The 15,425-nt window shown below is 68.3% G+C and carries 13 protein-coding genes and 2 pseudogenes; 14 read left to right on the top strand and 1 reads right to left on the bottom strand.

Going from position 1 to position 15,425, the window contains the following annotated elements:
• The first annotated feature begins 177 nt into the window (after positions 1 to 177).
• The 10 genes and pseudogenes from MCBMB27_RS19835 (at position 178) to MCBMB27_RS31000 (ending at position 9,510) form a co-directional block, all read left to right on the top strand.
• Positions 178 to 1,779, top strand: a complete 1,602-nt coding sequence (locus MCBMB27_RS19835) for a sigma-54-dependent Fis family transcriptional regulator (RefSeq protein ID WP_075381114.1) — start codon at positions 178 to 180, stop codon at positions 1,777 to 1,779.
• Positions 1,780 to 1,990: 211 nt separating this feature from the next.
• Positions 1,991 to 2,542, top strand: a complete 552-nt coding sequence (locus MCBMB27_RS19830) for an OsmC family protein (RefSeq protein WP_075381113.1) — start codon at positions 1,991 to 1,993, stop codon at positions 2,540 to 2,542.
• A 58-nt stretch (positions 2,543 to 2,600) separates the two neighbouring features.
• Complete coding sequence (locus MCBMB27_RS19825; RefSeq protein WP_075381112.1) at positions 2,601 to 3,797, top strand: acyl-CoA dehydrogenase family protein; 1,197 nt, start codon at positions 2,601 to 2,603, stop codon at positions 3,795 to 3,797.
• On the top strand, positions 3,794 to 5,128 hold the full coding sequence (locus MCBMB27_RS19820) for an FAD-dependent oxidoreductase (RefSeq protein WP_075381111.1): 1,335 nt from the start codon (positions 3,794 to 3,796) through the stop codon (positions 5,126 to 5,128). The genes MCBMB27_RS19825 and MCBMB27_RS19820 overlap by 4 nt, the downstream gene beginning before the upstream one ends.
• 10 nt (positions 5,129 to 5,138) lie before the next feature.
• Entirely contained in the window at positions 5,139 to 5,837 is a 699-nt protein-coding gene (locus MCBMB27_RS19815; RefSeq protein ID WP_075381110.1) for an MBL fold metallo-hydrolase, read from the top strand.
• An 80-nt stretch (positions 5,838 to 5,917) separates the two neighbouring features.
• Entirely contained in the window at positions 5,918 to 7,273 is a 1,356-nt protein-coding gene (locus MCBMB27_RS19810) for a CmpA/NrtA family ABC transporter substrate-binding protein (RefSeq protein WP_043379219.1), read from the top strand.
• Between the two features lie 3 nt (positions 7,274 to 7,276).
• Positions 7,277 to 8,116, top strand: coding sequence for a nitrate ABC transporter permease (ntrB, locus tag MCBMB27_RS19805; RefSeq protein WP_043759789.1), 840 nt, complete (start codon positions 7,277 to 7,279; stop codon positions 8,114 to 8,116).
• An 8-nt stretch (positions 8,117 to 8,124) separates the two neighbouring features.
• Complete coding sequence (locus MCBMB27_RS19800; protein WP_075381109.1) at positions 8,125 to 9,105, top strand: ABC transporter ATP-binding protein; 981 nt, start codon at positions 8,125 to 8,127, stop codon at positions 9,103 to 9,105.
• Between the two features lie 157 nt (positions 9,106 to 9,262).
• Positions 9,263 to 9,310: pseudogene (locus MCBMB27_RS31005) on the top strand (hypothetical protein); the annotation flags it as partial.
• 50 nt (positions 9,311 to 9,360) lie between these two features.
• The gene (locus MCBMB27_RS31000; RefSeq protein ID WP_418287738.1) at positions 9,361 to 9,510 is read left to right on the top strand and encodes a cyanase; all 150 of its coding nucleotides are present in this window, start codon (positions 9,361 to 9,363) and stop codon (positions 9,508 to 9,510) included.
• Positions 9,511 to 9,584: 74 nt separating this feature from the next.
• Here MCBMB27_RS31000 and MCBMB27_RS19790 read toward each other — a convergent pair whose 3' ends face one another.
• On the bottom strand, positions 9,585 to 10,490 hold the full coding sequence (locus tag MCBMB27_RS19790; RefSeq protein WP_075381108.1) for a helix-turn-helix domain-containing protein: 906 nt from the start codon (positions 10,488 to 10,490) through the stop codon (positions 9,585 to 9,587).
• An 85-nt stretch (positions 10,491 to 10,575) separates the two neighbouring features.
• On the opposite strand from MCBMB27_RS19790, the gene MCBMB27_RS19785 reads away from it, so the two are divergent.
• From MCBMB27_RS19785 to MCBMB27_RS19770, 4 genes and pseudogenes are all read left to right on the top strand, one after another.
• The gene (locus MCBMB27_RS19785) at positions 10,576 to 11,898 is read left to right on the top strand and encodes an NADH:flavin oxidoreductase/NADH oxidase (RefSeq protein WP_236952753.1); all 1,323 of its coding nucleotides are present in this window, start codon (positions 10,576 to 10,578) and stop codon (positions 11,896 to 11,898) included.
• Positions 11,861 to 12,205, top strand: coding sequence for a DUF485 domain-containing protein (locus MCBMB27_RS30850; protein ID WP_335632563.1), 345 nt, complete (start codon positions 11,861 to 11,863; stop codon positions 12,203 to 12,205). Before MCBMB27_RS19785 ends, MCBMB27_RS30850 begins: the two co-directional genes overlap by 38 nt.
• A gap of 12 nt (positions 12,206 to 12,217) precedes the next feature.
• Positions 12,218 to 13,804: a sodium:solute symporter family transporter gene (locus tag MCBMB27_RS19775; RefSeq protein WP_075381107.1), complete on the top strand. Its 1,587-nt coding sequence runs from the start codon at positions 12,218 to 12,220 to the stop codon at positions 13,802 to 13,804.
• A gap of 1,384 nt (positions 13,805 to 15,188) precedes the next feature.
• Positions 15,189 to 15,425 (top strand): annotated as a pseudogene (locus tag MCBMB27_RS19770) (carbohydrate porin); the annotation flags it as partial.

The raw sequence follows: 15,425 nt of genomic DNA, 5'->3' as shown, positions 1-15,425 counted from the left end.
GAATGTCGGCTTCCGCCGCCTCCGGGGAGGACGGGAGCGGGCCGCTTTCAGCCTTTGCATCGGTTGCCGCTCATCCAGCGCGTCTTCGGGGACGCGGTGCTGGCGTGTCTCACACCTCTCCTTGCACAGGGCTTGCAGGTTGCCGACGGCAGTCGGGCAACTGAGGTGCGATCAGCCATGGAGGAGCGGGCAGGCAACGCAACGTCGAGCACTTACTGGCGCACGCAGGAGATGTTCCTCATCCAAGAGGTCATGAACCTCGTCGGTAAGGGCCTGCACCTCGACCAGGTCGCCCGCGAGATGCTGCACCTGCTCTCGGAGATCGTCGGGCTCAACCGTGGACGCATCGTCCTGAAGGACCCTGACGGCGCCGGCTATCGCATCGCCCATTCCTACGGCCTGACCCGCGAGGAGGTCGCCCGCGGCCGGTATGCGCCGGGCGAGGGCATCACCGGGCGTGTCATCCAGGACGGCCACCTCGTCATCGTCCAGGACATCGACAATGACCCGGTCTTCCTAGGGCGTGCGGTCGAGCGCGCGCGACTGCCCCGTGGCGCGGTGTCGTTCCTGGCGCTCCCGATCCGGGTCGAGCAGAGAACTGTCGGCGCCATCGCCTGCCACAGGATCCGCCACCGGGAGCGACCGCTCTCCGACGACCTCACCCTCCTTCGCATCATCGCCACGATGGTCAGCCAGTTGCTGACCCTGAACGAGCGGGTCGAGCGGAAGACACGCGCGCTCGAGGAGCACAACGATATGCTGGCTCGCGAGTTGCGCATCAAGCGGGCCCGCTACGGCATCATCGGCACCTCGCCCGCGCTGCTGCGCGCGCTCGTACAGGTCGAGAAGGTCGCGGACGCGACCGCGAGCGTCCTGCTGCTCGGCGAGTCCGGCACCGGCAAGGAACTGTTCGCCCGCGCGCTCCACCTCGCAAGCCCCCGGCGGGACCGGCCGTTCGTCAAGGTGAACTGTGCGGCCATTCCAGAGAGCCTCTTCGAATCCGAACTGTTCGGCCACGAGCGCGGCGCGTTCACCGGGGCGGTCGCGGCACGCGCCGGCTGGTTCGAGCAGGCGAGCGGCGGCACCATCTTCCTCGACGAGATCGGCGAGATGCCGGCGATCCTCCAAACCAAGCTGCTGCGGACCCTGCAGGAGGGGACGGTCGTTCGCCTCGGCGGCAAACGGGAGATCCGCGTCGACATGCGCCTGGTCGCCGCGACCAACCGGGACCTCGCGGCCGAGGTCGCCCACGGCCGCTTCAGGGAGGACCTTTTCTACAGACTCAACGTCATCCCGATCACCCTGCCGCCCCTGGCCGAACGGCGAGACGACATTCCGGACCTCGTGCTGCATTTCCTGACGCAGGCGAACCAGGCCAACCAGCGCAACGTCAACCTGACCCGGTCGGCCGTCGCACATCTCGCCCGCCAGCCCTGGCCGGGCAACATCCGCCAACTCGCCAACTTCATCGAGCGGCTCGTCTTGCTGGCCAGCGAGGGCGTTCTCGACGTCCACGACCTGCAGCCGATGCTTGGGGGCGTGACTGTCTCGGGGGCGGTTGCGCCGGGGCCGGCACGGCTCATCGTGCCGACAGGGGGAGACCCGGTCCATGCGATGGGCGGCCTTCGGCCCTATCTGCCCGCCGACTCGCACGATGGCGCGCAGTTGCGCCTGGCCCTCACGCAAGCGGGTGGCAACAAGACCCGCGCCGCGCAGAGGCTTGGCCTCACCGAGCGCCAGTTCTCCTACCGCTGGCGGAAGCTCCAGCCGAGGGCCTAACCAGCCTCGCCCAAGTCCGACAATGTCGACACAATGTCGACATTCACTGTCGCAACCGGGCGATCAAATCACCGCGGCCCTCACCTAAAAATTTGGAAAACCTGGATTTTCAAAGATAGTTCCCGGTTCGGCCATCCTGGCATCTGCCTTGCGCAAGTCCTTCCGAGCCCCCCCCGACAATTGCGGGGCTGAGCCGGAAGAGGAACACCAGATGAGCGCGAGCGCCGCCCCGAAGACCGTCACCACCTACCTGCGTCCGATCGACCGCGACGGCCTGATGCAGTTCGCCGAGAAGGGCCGCTGCAATCCCGGCTCGCGCGGCACCAACAAGGTGCACACGGTCGTCGACGGCCAGTACCGCACCCTCAGCTACGTCGGCGACCATGCGCCCGTCGTGGTCGACGAGCCGCTGCATCTGTTCGGCGAGAACACCGCGCCGGCGCCCGGCGAGATCGTGCTCTCCGCCCTCGGCGGCTGCCTCGCGGTCGGAATCACCGCGGTGGCGACCTGGAAGCAGGTGCGCCTCTCCCGCCTGGAGCTCCACCTCGAGGGCGACATCGGCAACCCGGCCGCCTGGGGCGCCGGCGGGGCGGAGAAGAAGCCGGAGGATATGGGCTTTCAGGAGATCCGGGTCGCCGTGACCATCGAGGGCGACGCGACCCGCGAGGCGCTCGACGAGATCGTGCGCCACGCGAACCACTTCTCGCCGGTGGCCAACACCCTGCGCAACCCGGTCCCCTTCAAGTTCGGCCTGGCCGATTGAGCGCGTCGGCGGGACCCGGCGGGCCCGCCCCCTTTCCCCTTCCTGAGGAGATTGCACGATGTCGAGCGCCCTCGCCCTTCCACCGGCCGGGCCCTCCGTGACGGAGGCGCCGTTCGCGAGCCCGGCCGGCCGCACGTGGACGGACGAGACCGTCCTCGCCGAGACGACGGCCATTGCCGACGGCCCCCTGGGCGCGGCGGCGAGCAAGATCGACCACGGCGCGTACCCGCTCGACATCATGGGCAGGCTCGGAGACGCAGGCGCGCTCGGCGTCCACCTCGACCGGCACGGCGCGCGCGTCGGCCTGGCCATCGCCGCCATGCAGGCGGCGAGCCGGGCCTGCGGCGCCACCGGCTTCCTGATGTGGTGCCACGATGTCTGCGGCCTCTACCTGGAGCGCTCGGGCAACCCGGCGCTCTCCGGCGCATTCCTCGACGACCACGTCGCGGGCCGCACCTTCGGCGGCACGGCGCTCTCCAACCCGATGAAGGCGTTCGCCGGGATCGAGCCGATCCTCCTGCGCGCCCGTCGCGTGCCCGGAGGCTACCGGGTCAGCGGCATGCTGCCCTGGGTCAGCCACATCGGCGCCGGCCAGTACTGCGGGGCCATCGCGGGCGTCCTCGGCGCCGGCGACGCCATCAGCCACGAGATCATGTTCCTGCTGCGCTGCGACCGCGCGGAGCTGCGGCCCTGCCCGCACTTCTCCGGCATGGAGGGCACCAGCACCTGGGGCGTGCGGCTCGACGAGTACTTCGTCGGGCAGGACGACCTGATCGCCGATCCGGCCCGGCCCTTTATCGGAGGGATCCGGGGCGCCTTCATCCTGCTCCAATGCGGCATGGGGCTCGGCGTGGCCGAGGGAAGCCTCGACGCCATGCTGGCGGTTGAGGAGACCCTTGGGCACGTCAACCAGTTCCTCGATGACCGCCCCGACACGGTCGCGGCCGAGCTCGCGGAGCTCCGCGCCCGGGTGATGCGGCTCGCCGAGACGCCCTACGATGGCTCGACCGACTACCTGATCGACGTTCTCGACGCCCGGGCCCAGACCGCCGAGCTGGCCCTGCGCGCGTCGCAGTCGGCGCTCCTGCATCAGGGCGCGCGCGGCTACCTGATGTCGGCGGCCCCGCAGCGCCGCGTCCGCGAGGCGCACTTCGTCGCCATCGTCACGCCGGCGATCAAGCACCTGCGCTGGGAGATGGCGCGCCTGTCCCGGGAGGTGCTGCCGAGCGGCACCGGCGTGGGAGGTCAGGCATGACCGTCCTGGAACCCACCGACGGCCTCGGCCCCTGGAAGCAGTTCCTCTGCCGGGCCTGCGGGCTGATCTACGACGAGGGCGAGGGCGATCCCGACAGCGGCCTGGCGCCCGGAACCCGGTTCGCCGACATCCCGGACGAGTGGGCCTGCCCGATCTGCGGGGTGACCAAGTCCGACTTCGAACCGTACCGGCGGCGGGCCCCGGTCGCGCCGGTGCCGGCGGCCGCGGCCGCGCAGCGCCGGCCGGGCGTGGTGATCGTCGGCGCCGGTGCCGGGGGATGGGCGGCCGCGGAGGCGATCCGGGCCGAGGACACCCAGGTTCCGATCACACTGGTGACGGCCTGCGGCGGCGACGTCTACCACAAACCGGAACTCTCGGTTGCGCTGGGACGCGGCCTGTCGCCGGACAGGCTGCGTCGGGAGACGGGCGCCGCGGCGGCTGCCCGCCTGGGCCTGCGCCTGATGGCCGACACGGTGGCCGTGGGCCTTTCCCCGGAGCGGCACAGCCTGCGCACCACGCGCGGCACCCTGGGGTACACCGCCCTCGTCCTGGCCCACGGCGCGCGTCCGGCGCTGCCGGCCTGCCTCGACCCGACCCTGTGCTGGCGCGTGAACGACCTCGCGGCCTGGGCCTCCCTGCACGCCGAACTCGCACAGGGCCCCCGTGCCGTCGCGGTGATCGGCGCCGGCATGGTCGGCTGCGAACTCGCGGAGGACCTCGCCCGGGCCGGACACGCCGTGACGCTCGTCGGGATCGGGGCGCTGCCGCTGCCCGAGCTCCTGCCGGACGTGGCGGGCCGCCGGCTCCTGGCCGGACTCGAAGGGCTGGGCGTGCGCTACCAGGCCAACGCCGTCGTGCGCGGCCTCGGCCGCCGGCCGGGCGGCGAGGTCGCGCTCACGTTCGCGGACGGGACGATTCTGGTCGCCACGACGGTGATCGCCGCGACCGGGCTCGCCACGCCCTCGCGGCTCGTGCGCGGTGCCGGGCTCGCCTTCGACCGCGGGATCGTCGTCGATCCGGCGACCCTGCGCACGAGCGGACCCGACATCTTCGCGCTCGGCGACTGCATCAGCATCGCGGGGCGACCCTGCCGCTTCATCGAGCCGGTCGCCCGCCAGGCCGAGGCCATCGCCCACGCGATCCTGGGCCGGGAGCATCCGGGCTACGCGCACGCCGCGCCCGTCATCCGTCTGAAGACGCGTTCGACACCGATCGCGCTGCACGGCGCGCCGCTCCCCGGGGAGCCCTGGCACATCGTCGAGCACACCGAGAGCCGGCTCGCGATGGAACAGCGGCGCGACGGCGAGGTCACCGCCTGGCTGGCCGCCTGAGGCGCTGACGATGACGAACGATTTCCACGCAACCGATCCCGCCTTGGCGCAGGCGCACGGGCAGGTCGAGGCCAGCCTCTCGGCCACGACCCCGCGCCCCGCCGTGCACGGCCTCATCGACGAGCCGACCCACACCGCAACCTTCGCCATGTACGATCCCCGGAGCCGCGCCGCGGCAGTGATCGACAGCGTGCTCGCCCATGTCGGCGAACAAGGCCTGACCGTCGCGTGGATCCTGGAGACCTCCGGCCACGCCGACCCCCTCTCGGCCGCGCCGCACCTCCGGGAGGGTCTCGGCGGCCGGCTCGGGATCGGGCGCGGCATCCTCCAGGTGCAGGACGCGTGCGGCACGCTGTTCAACGCGGGGACTGAGGTCGCCCGCCCAGGCGCCGCGTTCGACCGGTTGTTCGACGAGGGTGACGGCTTCCGTGACGGTCGGGACGGGAGCGTTCGCGATCGCGGGCGGCTCCCGCGTCGACTGGGCCCTGGTCCCGGCTGTCGCGGAAGGCGCCGGCAGCGGCCGCTCTGGGCTTCCCCGGCCCTCCGCCCGTGCAACCCGCAAGAGCCCGCTCGACACGGTGCCGGGAAGGCTCATCGGAGGTGCCGGCCTCGCGATGCTGCTCCGGTGATCCGGCACGGCTCGACGCTGCCGAGAGACCGTCACCGGCCCACCGTCTCGACCTTCGCCAGGCAGGCTGGGGGATGCTGATCCGAGCGAAGATTTCATGATGCGGCGCGCTTGGCGCGACAGTTGCTGCGAATTTCAAGACTTCAACGCCGGAGTTCTCGATGGCCCGTTCCGACAATCCTTTTGATGCCCGGCGCAGGCTCGGCGGCTGCTCCTGCGGTGCGCATGCGGACCAAGCCGCCCATGAGGCCTCTCTCCCGTCGGGCGACGCCGCGGTCGTGCGCGTCGTCGAGGCGGCGATGCTGCGGGCGCTGTTCCCGCACGATGCCGGACGCCGCGCCTTCCTGAAGAGCGTCGGCGCCGCGACCGCCGCAGCGGCGGTCGCCCAGTTCCTGCCCACGCAGTTCGTGGCCGAGGCGTTCGCCGAGGCCGGCAGGCCGGAAAGGGCGGATCTCAAGGTCGGCTTCATCCCGATCACCTGCGCCACGCCGATCATCATGGCCAAGCCCATGGGCTTCTACGAGAAGCAGGGCCTGAACGTCGACGTCGTCAAGACCGCCGGGTGGGCGGTGGTGCGCGACAAGACCCTGAACAAGGAATACGACGCCGCCCACATGCTCGCGCCGATGCCGATCGCGATCACGCTCGGCCTCGGCTCGAATCCCGTTCCCTTCGCGGTGCCGGCGATCGAGAACGTCAACGGCCAGGCGATCTGCCTCGCCAACAAGCACAAGGACAATCGCGACCCGAAGAACTGGAAGGGCTTTAAACTCGCCATCCCGTTCGACTACTCGAACCACAACTACCTGCTGCGCTATTACTTGGCCGAGCACGGCATCGATCCCGACACCGACGTGCAGCTCCGCTCGGTGCCGCCGCCCGAGATGGTCGCGAACCTGCGCGCCGACAACATCGACGGCTTCCTGGCGCCGGACAACATCGTCCAGCGCGCGGTCTACGACGGCGTCGGCTTCATCCACGTGCTGTCGAAGGAGATCTGGGACGGGCATCCCTGCTGCTCGTTCTCGGTCGCGCAGGACACGATCCGCGAGATGCCGAACGCCACGGCCGCGCTCCTGCGCGCCATCCTCCAGGCGACCGCCTACGCCTCGCGGCTGGAGAACCGCAAGGAGATCGCCGCCGCAATCGCGCCCGCGAACTACCTGAACCAGCCGCTCACCGTCGTGGAGCAGGTTCTGACCGGCACCTACGCGGACGGTCTCGGCAGCGTCAGGAAGGATCCGCGGCGGGTCGCCTTCGACCCGTTCCCGTACGAGAGCTTCGCGATCTGGACGCTGACCCAGATGAAGCGCTGGGGCCAGATCAAGGGCGATGTCGACTACGCCGCCGTAGCGAGGCAGGTCTACCGCGCCACCGATGCCGCCAAGCTGATGAAGCAGGACGGCCTCGCCCCGCCGGAAGCCACCACGAAGACGTTCGTGGTGATGGGCAAGCCCTTCGATCCGGCCAAGCCCCAGGAATACCTGGATTCCTTCAAGATCAAGCGCGCGAGCTGAGTCATGCAACGCACCCTGACCTTGCGCGCCGGCATCCTCTCCCTGGCGCTCCTCGCGGTGATCCTACTCGGCTGGCAGGTCGCGGTGAGCGGCACCGCCAAGACCGAGGCGATGGATCCGGAATACGCGGCCCTGATGGGTCAGGCGGCCACCACCGGCAAGTCGGCCATGCCCGGCCCCCTGGATGTCGGGGCGACCATCTGGGGGCACCTGAGTGACCCGTTCTACGACCGCGGCCCGAACGACAAGGGCATCGGTATCCAGCTCGCCTACTCGATCGGGCGCGTGGCGCTCGGCTACGGCTTGGCGGTGCTGGTGGCGATCCCGGTCGGCTTCCTCATCGGCATGTCGCCGCTGATGAGCCGGGCGCTCGACCCGTTCATCCAGATCCTGAAGCCGGTCTCGCCGCTCGCCTGGATGCCGCTCGCCCTCTACACCATCAAGGACTCGGCCCTGTCGGCGATCTTCGTGATCTTCATCTGCTCGCTCTGGCCGATGCTGATGAACACCGTGTTCGGCGTGTCGAGCACGCGGAAGGAGTGGCTCAACGTCGCCCGGACCCTGGAGGTCGGGCCGGTGCGCCGGGCGTTCACGGTGATCCTGCCGGCCGCCGCGCCGACCATCCTCACCGGAATGCGCATCTCCATCGGCATCGCCTGGCTCGTGATCGTCGCGGCCGAGATGCTCGTGGGCGGCACCGGCATCGGCTACTTCGTCTGGAACGAGTGGAACAACCTCTCGATCACCAACGTGATCACCTCGATCTTGGTGATCGGCGTCGTCGGCATGGCCCTCGACCAGCTGCTGGCGCGCGCGCAGCGCCTCGTCACCTTCCCCGAATGAGGCACCCGATGAGCAAGCTGCTTCCCTTCGTGCGGCGCTCCAGCCGTGCCGCCCCCGCTCCCGTTCAGGCCGGGACCAGCCGCATGTCGAACGCAGAGAAGTTCATCTCCATCGAGGGGATCGCGCGGCGCTATCCGGGGCCAGGGGGCAAGACGACCACGATCTTCGAGGACCTGTGGCTGCCCATGCGCCGCGGAGAGTTCGTGTGCATGATCGGGCACTCGGGCTGCGGCAAGACCACGGTGCTCAACATCCTGGCGGGGCTCGAGGCCCCGTCCGAGGGCGTCGTCATCGTGGATGGGCAGGCGATCGAAGGAACCAGCCTCGATCGGGCGGTGATCTTCCAGGGCCACGCCCTGCTGCCCTGGCGCAGCGTGCTCGGCAACGTCGCCTACGCGGTCTCCGCGCGCTGGCGGACGGCGCCCAGGGCCAAGGTCGAGGCGCGCGCGAGGAAGGCCATCGCCACGGTGGGACTGGCGGGCTCCGAGCACAAGCGCCCGTCCGAACTGTCGGGCGGCATGAAGCAGCGCGTCGGCATCGCCCGGGCGCTCTCGATCGAGCCGAAGATCTTGCTGATGGATGAGCCCTTCTCGGCGCTGGACGCGCTGACCCGGGGAACCCTGCAGGACGAGGTCCGCCGCATCTGCGTCGAGACCGGCCAGACGGTGTTCATGATCACACACGACGTCGACGAGGCGATCTATCTCGCCGACCGGATCGTGCTGATGACCAACGGACCCCGAGCGAGGGTCGCGGAGATCGTCGAGAATCCGCTGCCGAAGGACCGTGATCGCACGCAGCTCCACCATGCGCCCGGGTATTACGCCCTGCGCAACCACCTGATCGACTTCCTGGTGACCCGCTCCACGACGCTGCGGGACGCGATGCCGGACGGGTACGACCCGCGCCATCCGCCGGTCGTGCGGCCTTCCCTGAGCGAGGCGGACGCAGCAGCCGGCGCCGCCGAGCCTCCAGCCCGCCGGGCCTGATCCGCGGCCATCGCCCACGCGTCGGGATGGCCGCCGGATCGCGCGGAAGGCATCGGCAGTCCCGACGGTAAACCGCTTCGCCCGTCGCCCTCCCCCGGTGCGCGAACGCGAGGGGTGACTTGCCGAACTCCTCGGCCTCACCGAGGCGGAGGAGCGGATGCTCAACGAGCCGCTGATCTACCGGTTCTACCAACGGGTGATGGTCTACGGCACGACCTTCGAGGAGCTGATCCAGGAGGGGTTCGGCGCGGCATCGTGTCGGCGATCGACTTCAACATGGACATGGCCCGCGAGGCCAGCAACAAGGGCGACCGGGCGAAGCTCACCATGTCGGGCAAGTTCCCGCCGCACAAATCTTACGGCAACAACGACGACAGGCCGGAATACGGGCTCAAAGAATACTGAAATCAGGTCCGACCGGCGGCTTGCAACGTGGCGTAAATGCTTCCATTACAATTCCTGTCAGAACAACTCACAATTTATGATCGACCAATGAGCCTGTAATGTTTCGGCGTGAGCCCGGTCAACCGCCGAAAGGCCATTGCCAGATGGCTTTGACTGGAGAAGCCCGTATCGAAGGCAATCGCCGTGATGGCAAGGTTGGTCGAGAGGAGCATGGTCTTGGCCCGCTCGACACGGCGTGAGAGGACATACTGGTGAACCGTCGTTCCCCATTGCTTGAGGCACACGCGGGATAGGGTGCGGGGGGATACGCCGATCTCGGCGGCAAGCGCCTCGAGGGAGAGGTCCTCGGCGAGCCGCTCTTCGATCAGGTCGCGGATGCGCCGCATCTCGCCGCGATCCAGCGCATCGTTCTCCAACGCCGTCCGTGATGAGCGACCGTTCGCCGTATAGGCCCGGACAAGGCGCACGACCATCGCGTGGACCAGCTCGTCGACATAGAGCGCCGATGAGGCATCGGGCTCCTCCCGCAGGATCTCCAGGATGGCCAGGGCCAGCTGCTCGAGGAGCGGATCAGACGTTCCAAGCGGAATGTCGAGCTCGACCCGTGGCGCCGTCGCACTCCACATCTGGCGCGCGGTCTCGTCGATCAATCCCTGGCGGAGATGCATCGCAAGCATCTCGGAGCGTCCGCGTCTTTGCCACTCGCTCTTGTCGTGGGCGGGGATCAGGTGGAACTGCCGGGGACGCAACGTGCTCGCCTCGGTCGCGCCGCCGCGCCCGATGCGTCGACGGATCTGCGCCGGACGCGCGACGCAGTAGCCGAGGCAGGGATTGCCGACCGGATCGAGCGTCCCCGTCCACGGCTCGACGGCGACGTGCTGCGCGTGAATGTCCCGCCAGCCCCGCCCCGTGCTGCGGGCCAGCGCGATATTCTTCGGCCAGGAGCCGATGTCACGCGTCTGCATCGTCGCGCTCGTCATGTCCCCGACCCTGTCGGCACGTCCCGCCAGCCTCCGCGCTGCACGCTGTCCGGAATCTGTTCGAGCCCGGCCCGAATTTGGAAGAGTGCCGTCCAAAGCTAAGGGCAGTCTAGGGCTTGAACAAGTCATCACTGGCGGACAGCTCGGCATTCGACTGCTCGTTCCGCAACTGTATTGGCTCAATTTCGAGCAGATAGCTCGCTTCTCCGGCAGGATGTTCGGCTGGACGGAGCGTGCGTGGAGAGCGGGCACGATGTCCTCATTGTTCAGCGAACTCCGGGTCCGCGATGTCACGTTGCGCAACCGCATCGCGGTCTCGCCGATGACCCAGTTCTCGTCGCCGGACGGCCTCGTGAACGATTGGCACTTGGTCCATCTGGGCTCGAAGGCGGCGGGCGGCGCCGCGCTCGTGGTGGTCGAGCAGGCGGCCGTGTCGCCGGAAGGCCGCATGTCCACGCAATGCGCGGGCATCTGGAACGACGAGCAGGGTGAAGCCCTGGCCCGGATCGCCCGCTTCGTCTCGACCGTCGGGGCCGTGCCCGGCATCCAGCTCGGCCACACGGGCCGGCGGGGCTGCGTCGAACCTCCGTGGAAAGGCGGCGGCCACCTGCCGGAAGACCACCCCGACGCGTGGGAGATGATCGGCCCCTCCGCGGATGCGTTCGGCGGGGTCATGCCGCGCATCCCGCGGGCCATGACGCACGACGATATCGCGACCGTCACGCGCCAGTACGCCGAGGCCGCACGCCGGGCGCGGGACGCCGGCTTTCAGTGGCTGGAGATCCACTGCGCGCACGGCTTCCTCCTGTCGAGCTTCTTTTCGCCCCTGGCCAACCGGCGCACCGATGAATACGGCGGCGATTTCGCCGGGCGCAGCCGGCTGCTTGTCGAGGTCTTCGAGGCCGTCCGCTCGGAATGGCCCGAGCGGCTGCCGCTCTCCATGCGGTTCGGCGTGACGGAATTCGCACCCGGCGGCCAGACCATCGACGAGTCGGTCGAACTGGCTCGCCTCCTCGCGCCCCGGGGACTCGACCTCGTGGACGTCTCCTTCGGCGGCAACTCGGGCCGCGCCCAAACGCCGTGGGACGAGGAGGGCTTCATGGTCCCGGCGGCGCAGCGAATCCGCAAGGAGGCGGGGGTCCTGACCGCCGCGAACTGGAACCTGGCTGATCCCGTCTTCGCGGAGTCGATCGTCAGGGAGGGCCAAGTCGACATCGTCATGCTCGGCAGGCCGATGCTCGCGAACCCCCACTGGCCGGTCTACGCGGCGATGGTTCTGGGCGAGGCGCGCCCCTACGACATGCTGCCCGTCCAGTTCAAAACTTGGCTCAACAAGTATCAACGCAGCCGCGTCAACAACGGATTCGGCCATGTGGTCGCCGATGCCGCATCGAAGGCTGCCGAATAAACGCCCGATCCAACATCAACGCGTCGAAGCCGGAGGTCGAACGGTGTCAGCAGAGGAAACACATCTCGAAGCCCCGAAGAACGATCTGCCGCAGGCCCGACTCGGATGGATCATGGCGTGCATTCAGACGGTGATCTACGGCAGCTTCGTCGGCACCTTCATCGTTTCGCCCGCCACCATGACGCGGCCGATCGCGCCCGGGATGGCCGTGACGGTCGCCACCGTCGGCGGCCTCCTCGCCATCCTGTCCACCATGATCCTGACGGGACTCTACGTCCTGCTCGCCAACCGTCTCACCGCGCGCTGAGGAGGCGACCCCATGCGAAGATCCCTATTGGCCACCCTGCTGCTCCTGGGCGCGACCGCCCCGGCGCTCGCGGGCGATCCCGGCGGCGGCCTGAACGCCGCGGCGATCGGAATGTTCGTCGGCATCGTCATCGTGACGCTGGGCATCACCTACTGGGCGGCCCGGCGCGCTCAATCCGCCGATCAGTTCTATGCCGCCGGGGGCCAGATCTCCGGCTTCCAGAATGGCATCGCGCTGGCCGGTGACATGATATCGGCCGGCGCGCTCCTCGGCCTCGCCGGGTTGATCTGCTCCTCCGGCTTCGACGGCCTGATCTTCGCCGTCGGCTACGCGACCGGCCTGCCCTTCGTCGTCTTCCTGGTGGCCGAGAGATTGAGGAAGCTCGGCCGCTACACGGTGGCCGACGTCCTCGCGACGCGCCTGTCGGAAACGCCGATCCGCATCTTTACTGCCATCGCCACCCTCGTCATCGTGATGTTTTACCTCATCGCCCAGATGGTCGGGGCGGGACAGTTGATCCGGCTGCTTTTCGGGCTGGACTATCTCTACGCGCAGATCCTCGTGGGCGCGCTGATGATCTGCTACGTGATGTTCGGCGGCATGGTGGCGACGACTTGGGTGCAGATCGTCAAGGCGACGCTGCTGCTCGCCGCCGGCGTCGCGATCTCGCTGCTCATCCTGGCGCGCTTCGGATTCGACTACGATAGCCTCATCGCCCAGGCCATTGCGGTGCATCCGAAGCACGCGGCCATGATGATGCCCCAGGTCTATTCGGGCAGCGTGTGGCAGTCGATCTCCCTTGGCATGACCCTGATGCTCGGGGCGGCAGGCCTGCCGCATGTCCTGATGCGCTTCTTCACCGTCCCGGATACCCGTGCCGCCCGCGTGTCGGTGTTCTGGGCGGTGATGTGCCAGAGCGGCTTCTTCGCCCTCATCTTCGTCATCGGCTTCGGAGCGCTGGCCATCATAGGCGGGGACCCGGCCTATCTCGACGCCAAGGGCGCCATCCGCGGCGGCGGCAACATGGCCACCGTCCATCTGTCGCACGCCTTGGGTGGCGACACGCTCATGGGCCTCGTCTCCGCCGTGGCGTTCGCCACGATCCTGGCGGTGGTCGCAGGACTGACGCTGACGGGAGCCTCGGCGGTTTCGCACGATCTCTACGCCCGCATCATCGGCCGGGGCCGGGCAACGGAGCGCAGCGAAATCCGCGCCTCGCGGCTCGCCACGGTCGGCCTCGGCATCATCTCGGTACTGCTCGGCATCGCCTTCCAGACCCAGAACGTCGCCTACATGATCAGCCTCGCCTACGCGGTCAGCTGCAGTTCGACCCTGCCGCTGCTGATCCTGGCGCTGTACTGGAGCGGCCTGACGACCCGGGGCGCCATCGCGGGAGGGGTGACCGGGCTCGTCGGCGCGACCGTCCTGACGGTTCTCGGCCCGCCGGTCTGGGTGAAGGTGCTCGGAAACGCCGCACCGATCTTCCCGATCGATCCGCCCACGATCGTGACGATGCCATTGGCATTCCTCACGGCGTTCGTGGTCTCGGCGATGGACCGCAAGTCCGCGCCCGCGGCGGCGATGTCGCCCGCGACCTAGCGCTACTCCTGCGGGGCCTCGCGATCTCGACCGTTGCGAGCCCCCCCTTGACGGTTCCGCCATGGGCACGCGCCGGTCAGGCATGGAAGCAATCCATCGCGGAACGATGAAAGGTCCGCGTCCCAAGTATAAGGTTCACAAAGCGGGAATTCTGCTTCCGGCCATGACCGCCGGATCGTGGGCGCTTCAGAATGACTGGGTTGGGTGCTTTCCTGCCCATCGGCTTTCGGCGGCCGAATCCGTAAGTTCGCCCGTTCGCCCGGATCGTGTCGGTCGACGGATGCGCGCCCATTTGGGTCGTCCAAGTCCCCCAAGGCAGTGCCCGAAAGCGGCACGCGACATGACGGCGTGCGCCGGCTTGCGCGCATGACAACGGCAGCCAACCGAGACCAGCCAATATGCCCCACGGATCGTTGCGGGCGGGCACCTCTGCGCAACGCGAACCTGTCCCATGGTGACGCCTGTCGCCCAAGGACAGGACGGCAGCGTCGAAGATCGAGCAGAATGGCTTTGTGCCGCGCGGTCACACGACGATGGCATGCACGGTCCGTTCCGTCGGGGCCAAGGTCGAGACTGGTCACGCTTGCTGCCAGGGCCAAAATCCAAGTGCCGGCTCTTCGGCAGCAGCCTCAAGGTGCTTCTGAACCAGCCGAACAGAACTGCACTTGAGACGGGCGAATATTTAGGGATCTCGAAATCAGGAAACATGGACATCGTTCCAGGTCGAGGGTCGTGCGCTTCACCGGCCGGACCGGTAGCGCGCTGAACGCGCCGCGATCGAAAAGTGGCGGCTCAAGCGAGGATCTGCGCCCCCGACGCAACGCCGCTCGCCGACGAAGCAAGTCACACGAACAACATTCCAACCGGCCGAACCTCGCCCCCAGTGCGTCCGGTGCGCAGATCCGAGGCGCTGCAGGCCAATCGAAGAGTCCTTCCACCCGCCCTCGACGAAGCGGAATCTTAGCCTCGTCACCTCAAGTAAAATGGCATTCTATTTTCTTGAACGACGATATCGTTTGCGCATAAGTTCTTTGCCTCAGGGGACACAAGCGATCTTTCCCCGAAAAAATATAAACAATATGATTATTTACTGGGGCATCACTTCGGATGTCCTTGCTATACCGAGACGACTCGCCGATGCAGTTTGCACCTTCCGCCATCTCTCGCAGAGTCCCATCCCGGCTCGGGGTTCGGCGAGGCTGTCTCGCACTCCTTGCCCCTCTCTCCGCCGAGGCCCTGTCGCCGAGCGCCGTCGAGACCGTCACGGGCGAGGCGGGCCCGCAGACGGATGCCGGCGCGATCGGCGGCGCTCCCCATGGCGGCGTCAAATGGCATGGGCCGCGGGCGCCCGACACGGCCTCGCTGGCTGCGGCGGGGTTGTCAGGCCAACCTGATCTCAGGAGGCACCGGCAGCGCCTGTTCTCGCGACAAGCTCGTCTTCGAGGTCCACGCTCATCTTGCCGTCGGGAACGGTATCTTCTTCGAGCCGGTGGTCCAGTACGTCGTGAACGGTGATCCGTACTGGAATCCGTACGCGGCCAATCGCTCGAAAGACGGCGTTGACGTTGGCGCCACGCGGATCGTCCCGCTGGCGGCGATCTTCGGCCTCGCTCCGGGCTGA

Source organism: Methylobacterium phyllosphaerae (assembly GCF_001936175.1).
Lineage (GTDB): Bacteria > Pseudomonadota > Alphaproteobacteria > Rhizobiales > Beijerinckiaceae > Methylobacterium > Methylobacterium fujisawaense.
This window is presented reverse-complemented; position numbering and strand designations above follow the sequence as displayed.

What these genes read in the sequence shown, in the direction of transcription:
- MCBMB27_RS19835 (WP_075381114.1), top strand. Translation starts at nt 178, where the DNA reads ATGGAGGAGCGGGCAGGCAACGCAACGTCGAGCACTTACTGGCGCACG.
- MCBMB27_RS19830 (WP_075381113.1), top strand. Translation starts at nt 1,991, where the DNA reads ATGAGCGCGAGCGCCGCCCCGAAGACCGTCACCACCTACCTGCGTCCG.
- MCBMB27_RS19825 (WP_075381112.1), top strand. Translation starts at nt 2,601, where the DNA reads ATGTCGAGCGCCCTCGCCCTTCCACCGGCCGGGCCCTCCGTGACGGAG.
- MCBMB27_RS19820 (WP_075381111.1), top strand. Translation starts at nt 3,794, where the DNA reads ATGACCGTCCTGGAACCCACCGACGGCCTCGGCCCCTGGAAGCAGTTC.
- MCBMB27_RS19815 (WP_075381110.1), top strand. Translation starts at nt 5,139, where the DNA reads ATGACGAACGATTTCCACGCAACCGATCCCGCCTTGGCGCAGGCGCAC.
- MCBMB27_RS19810 (WP_043379219.1), top strand. Translation starts at nt 5,918, where the DNA reads ATGGCCCGTTCCGACAATCCTTTTGATGCCCGGCGCAGGCTCGGCGGC.
- ntrB (WP_043759789.1), top strand. Translation starts at nt 7,277, where the DNA reads ATGCAACGCACCCTGACCTTGCGCGCCGGCATCCTCTCCCTGGCGCTC.
- MCBMB27_RS19800 (WP_075381109.1), top strand. Translation starts at nt 8,125, where the DNA reads ATGAGCAAGCTGCTTCCCTTCGTGCGGCGCTCCAGCCGTGCCGCCCCC.
- MCBMB27_RS19790 (WP_075381108.1), bottom strand. Translation starts at nt 10,490, where the DNA reads ATGACGAGCGCGACGATGCAGACGCGTGACATCGGCTCCTGGCCGAAG.
- MCBMB27_RS30850 (WP_335632563.1), top strand. Translation starts at nt 11,861, where the DNA reads ATGTGGTCGCCGATGCCGCATCGAAGGCTGCCGAATAAACGCCCGATC.
- MCBMB27_RS19775 (WP_075381107.1), top strand. Translation starts at nt 12,218, where the DNA reads ATGCGAAGATCCCTATTGGCCACCCTGCTGCTCCTGGGCGCGACCGCC.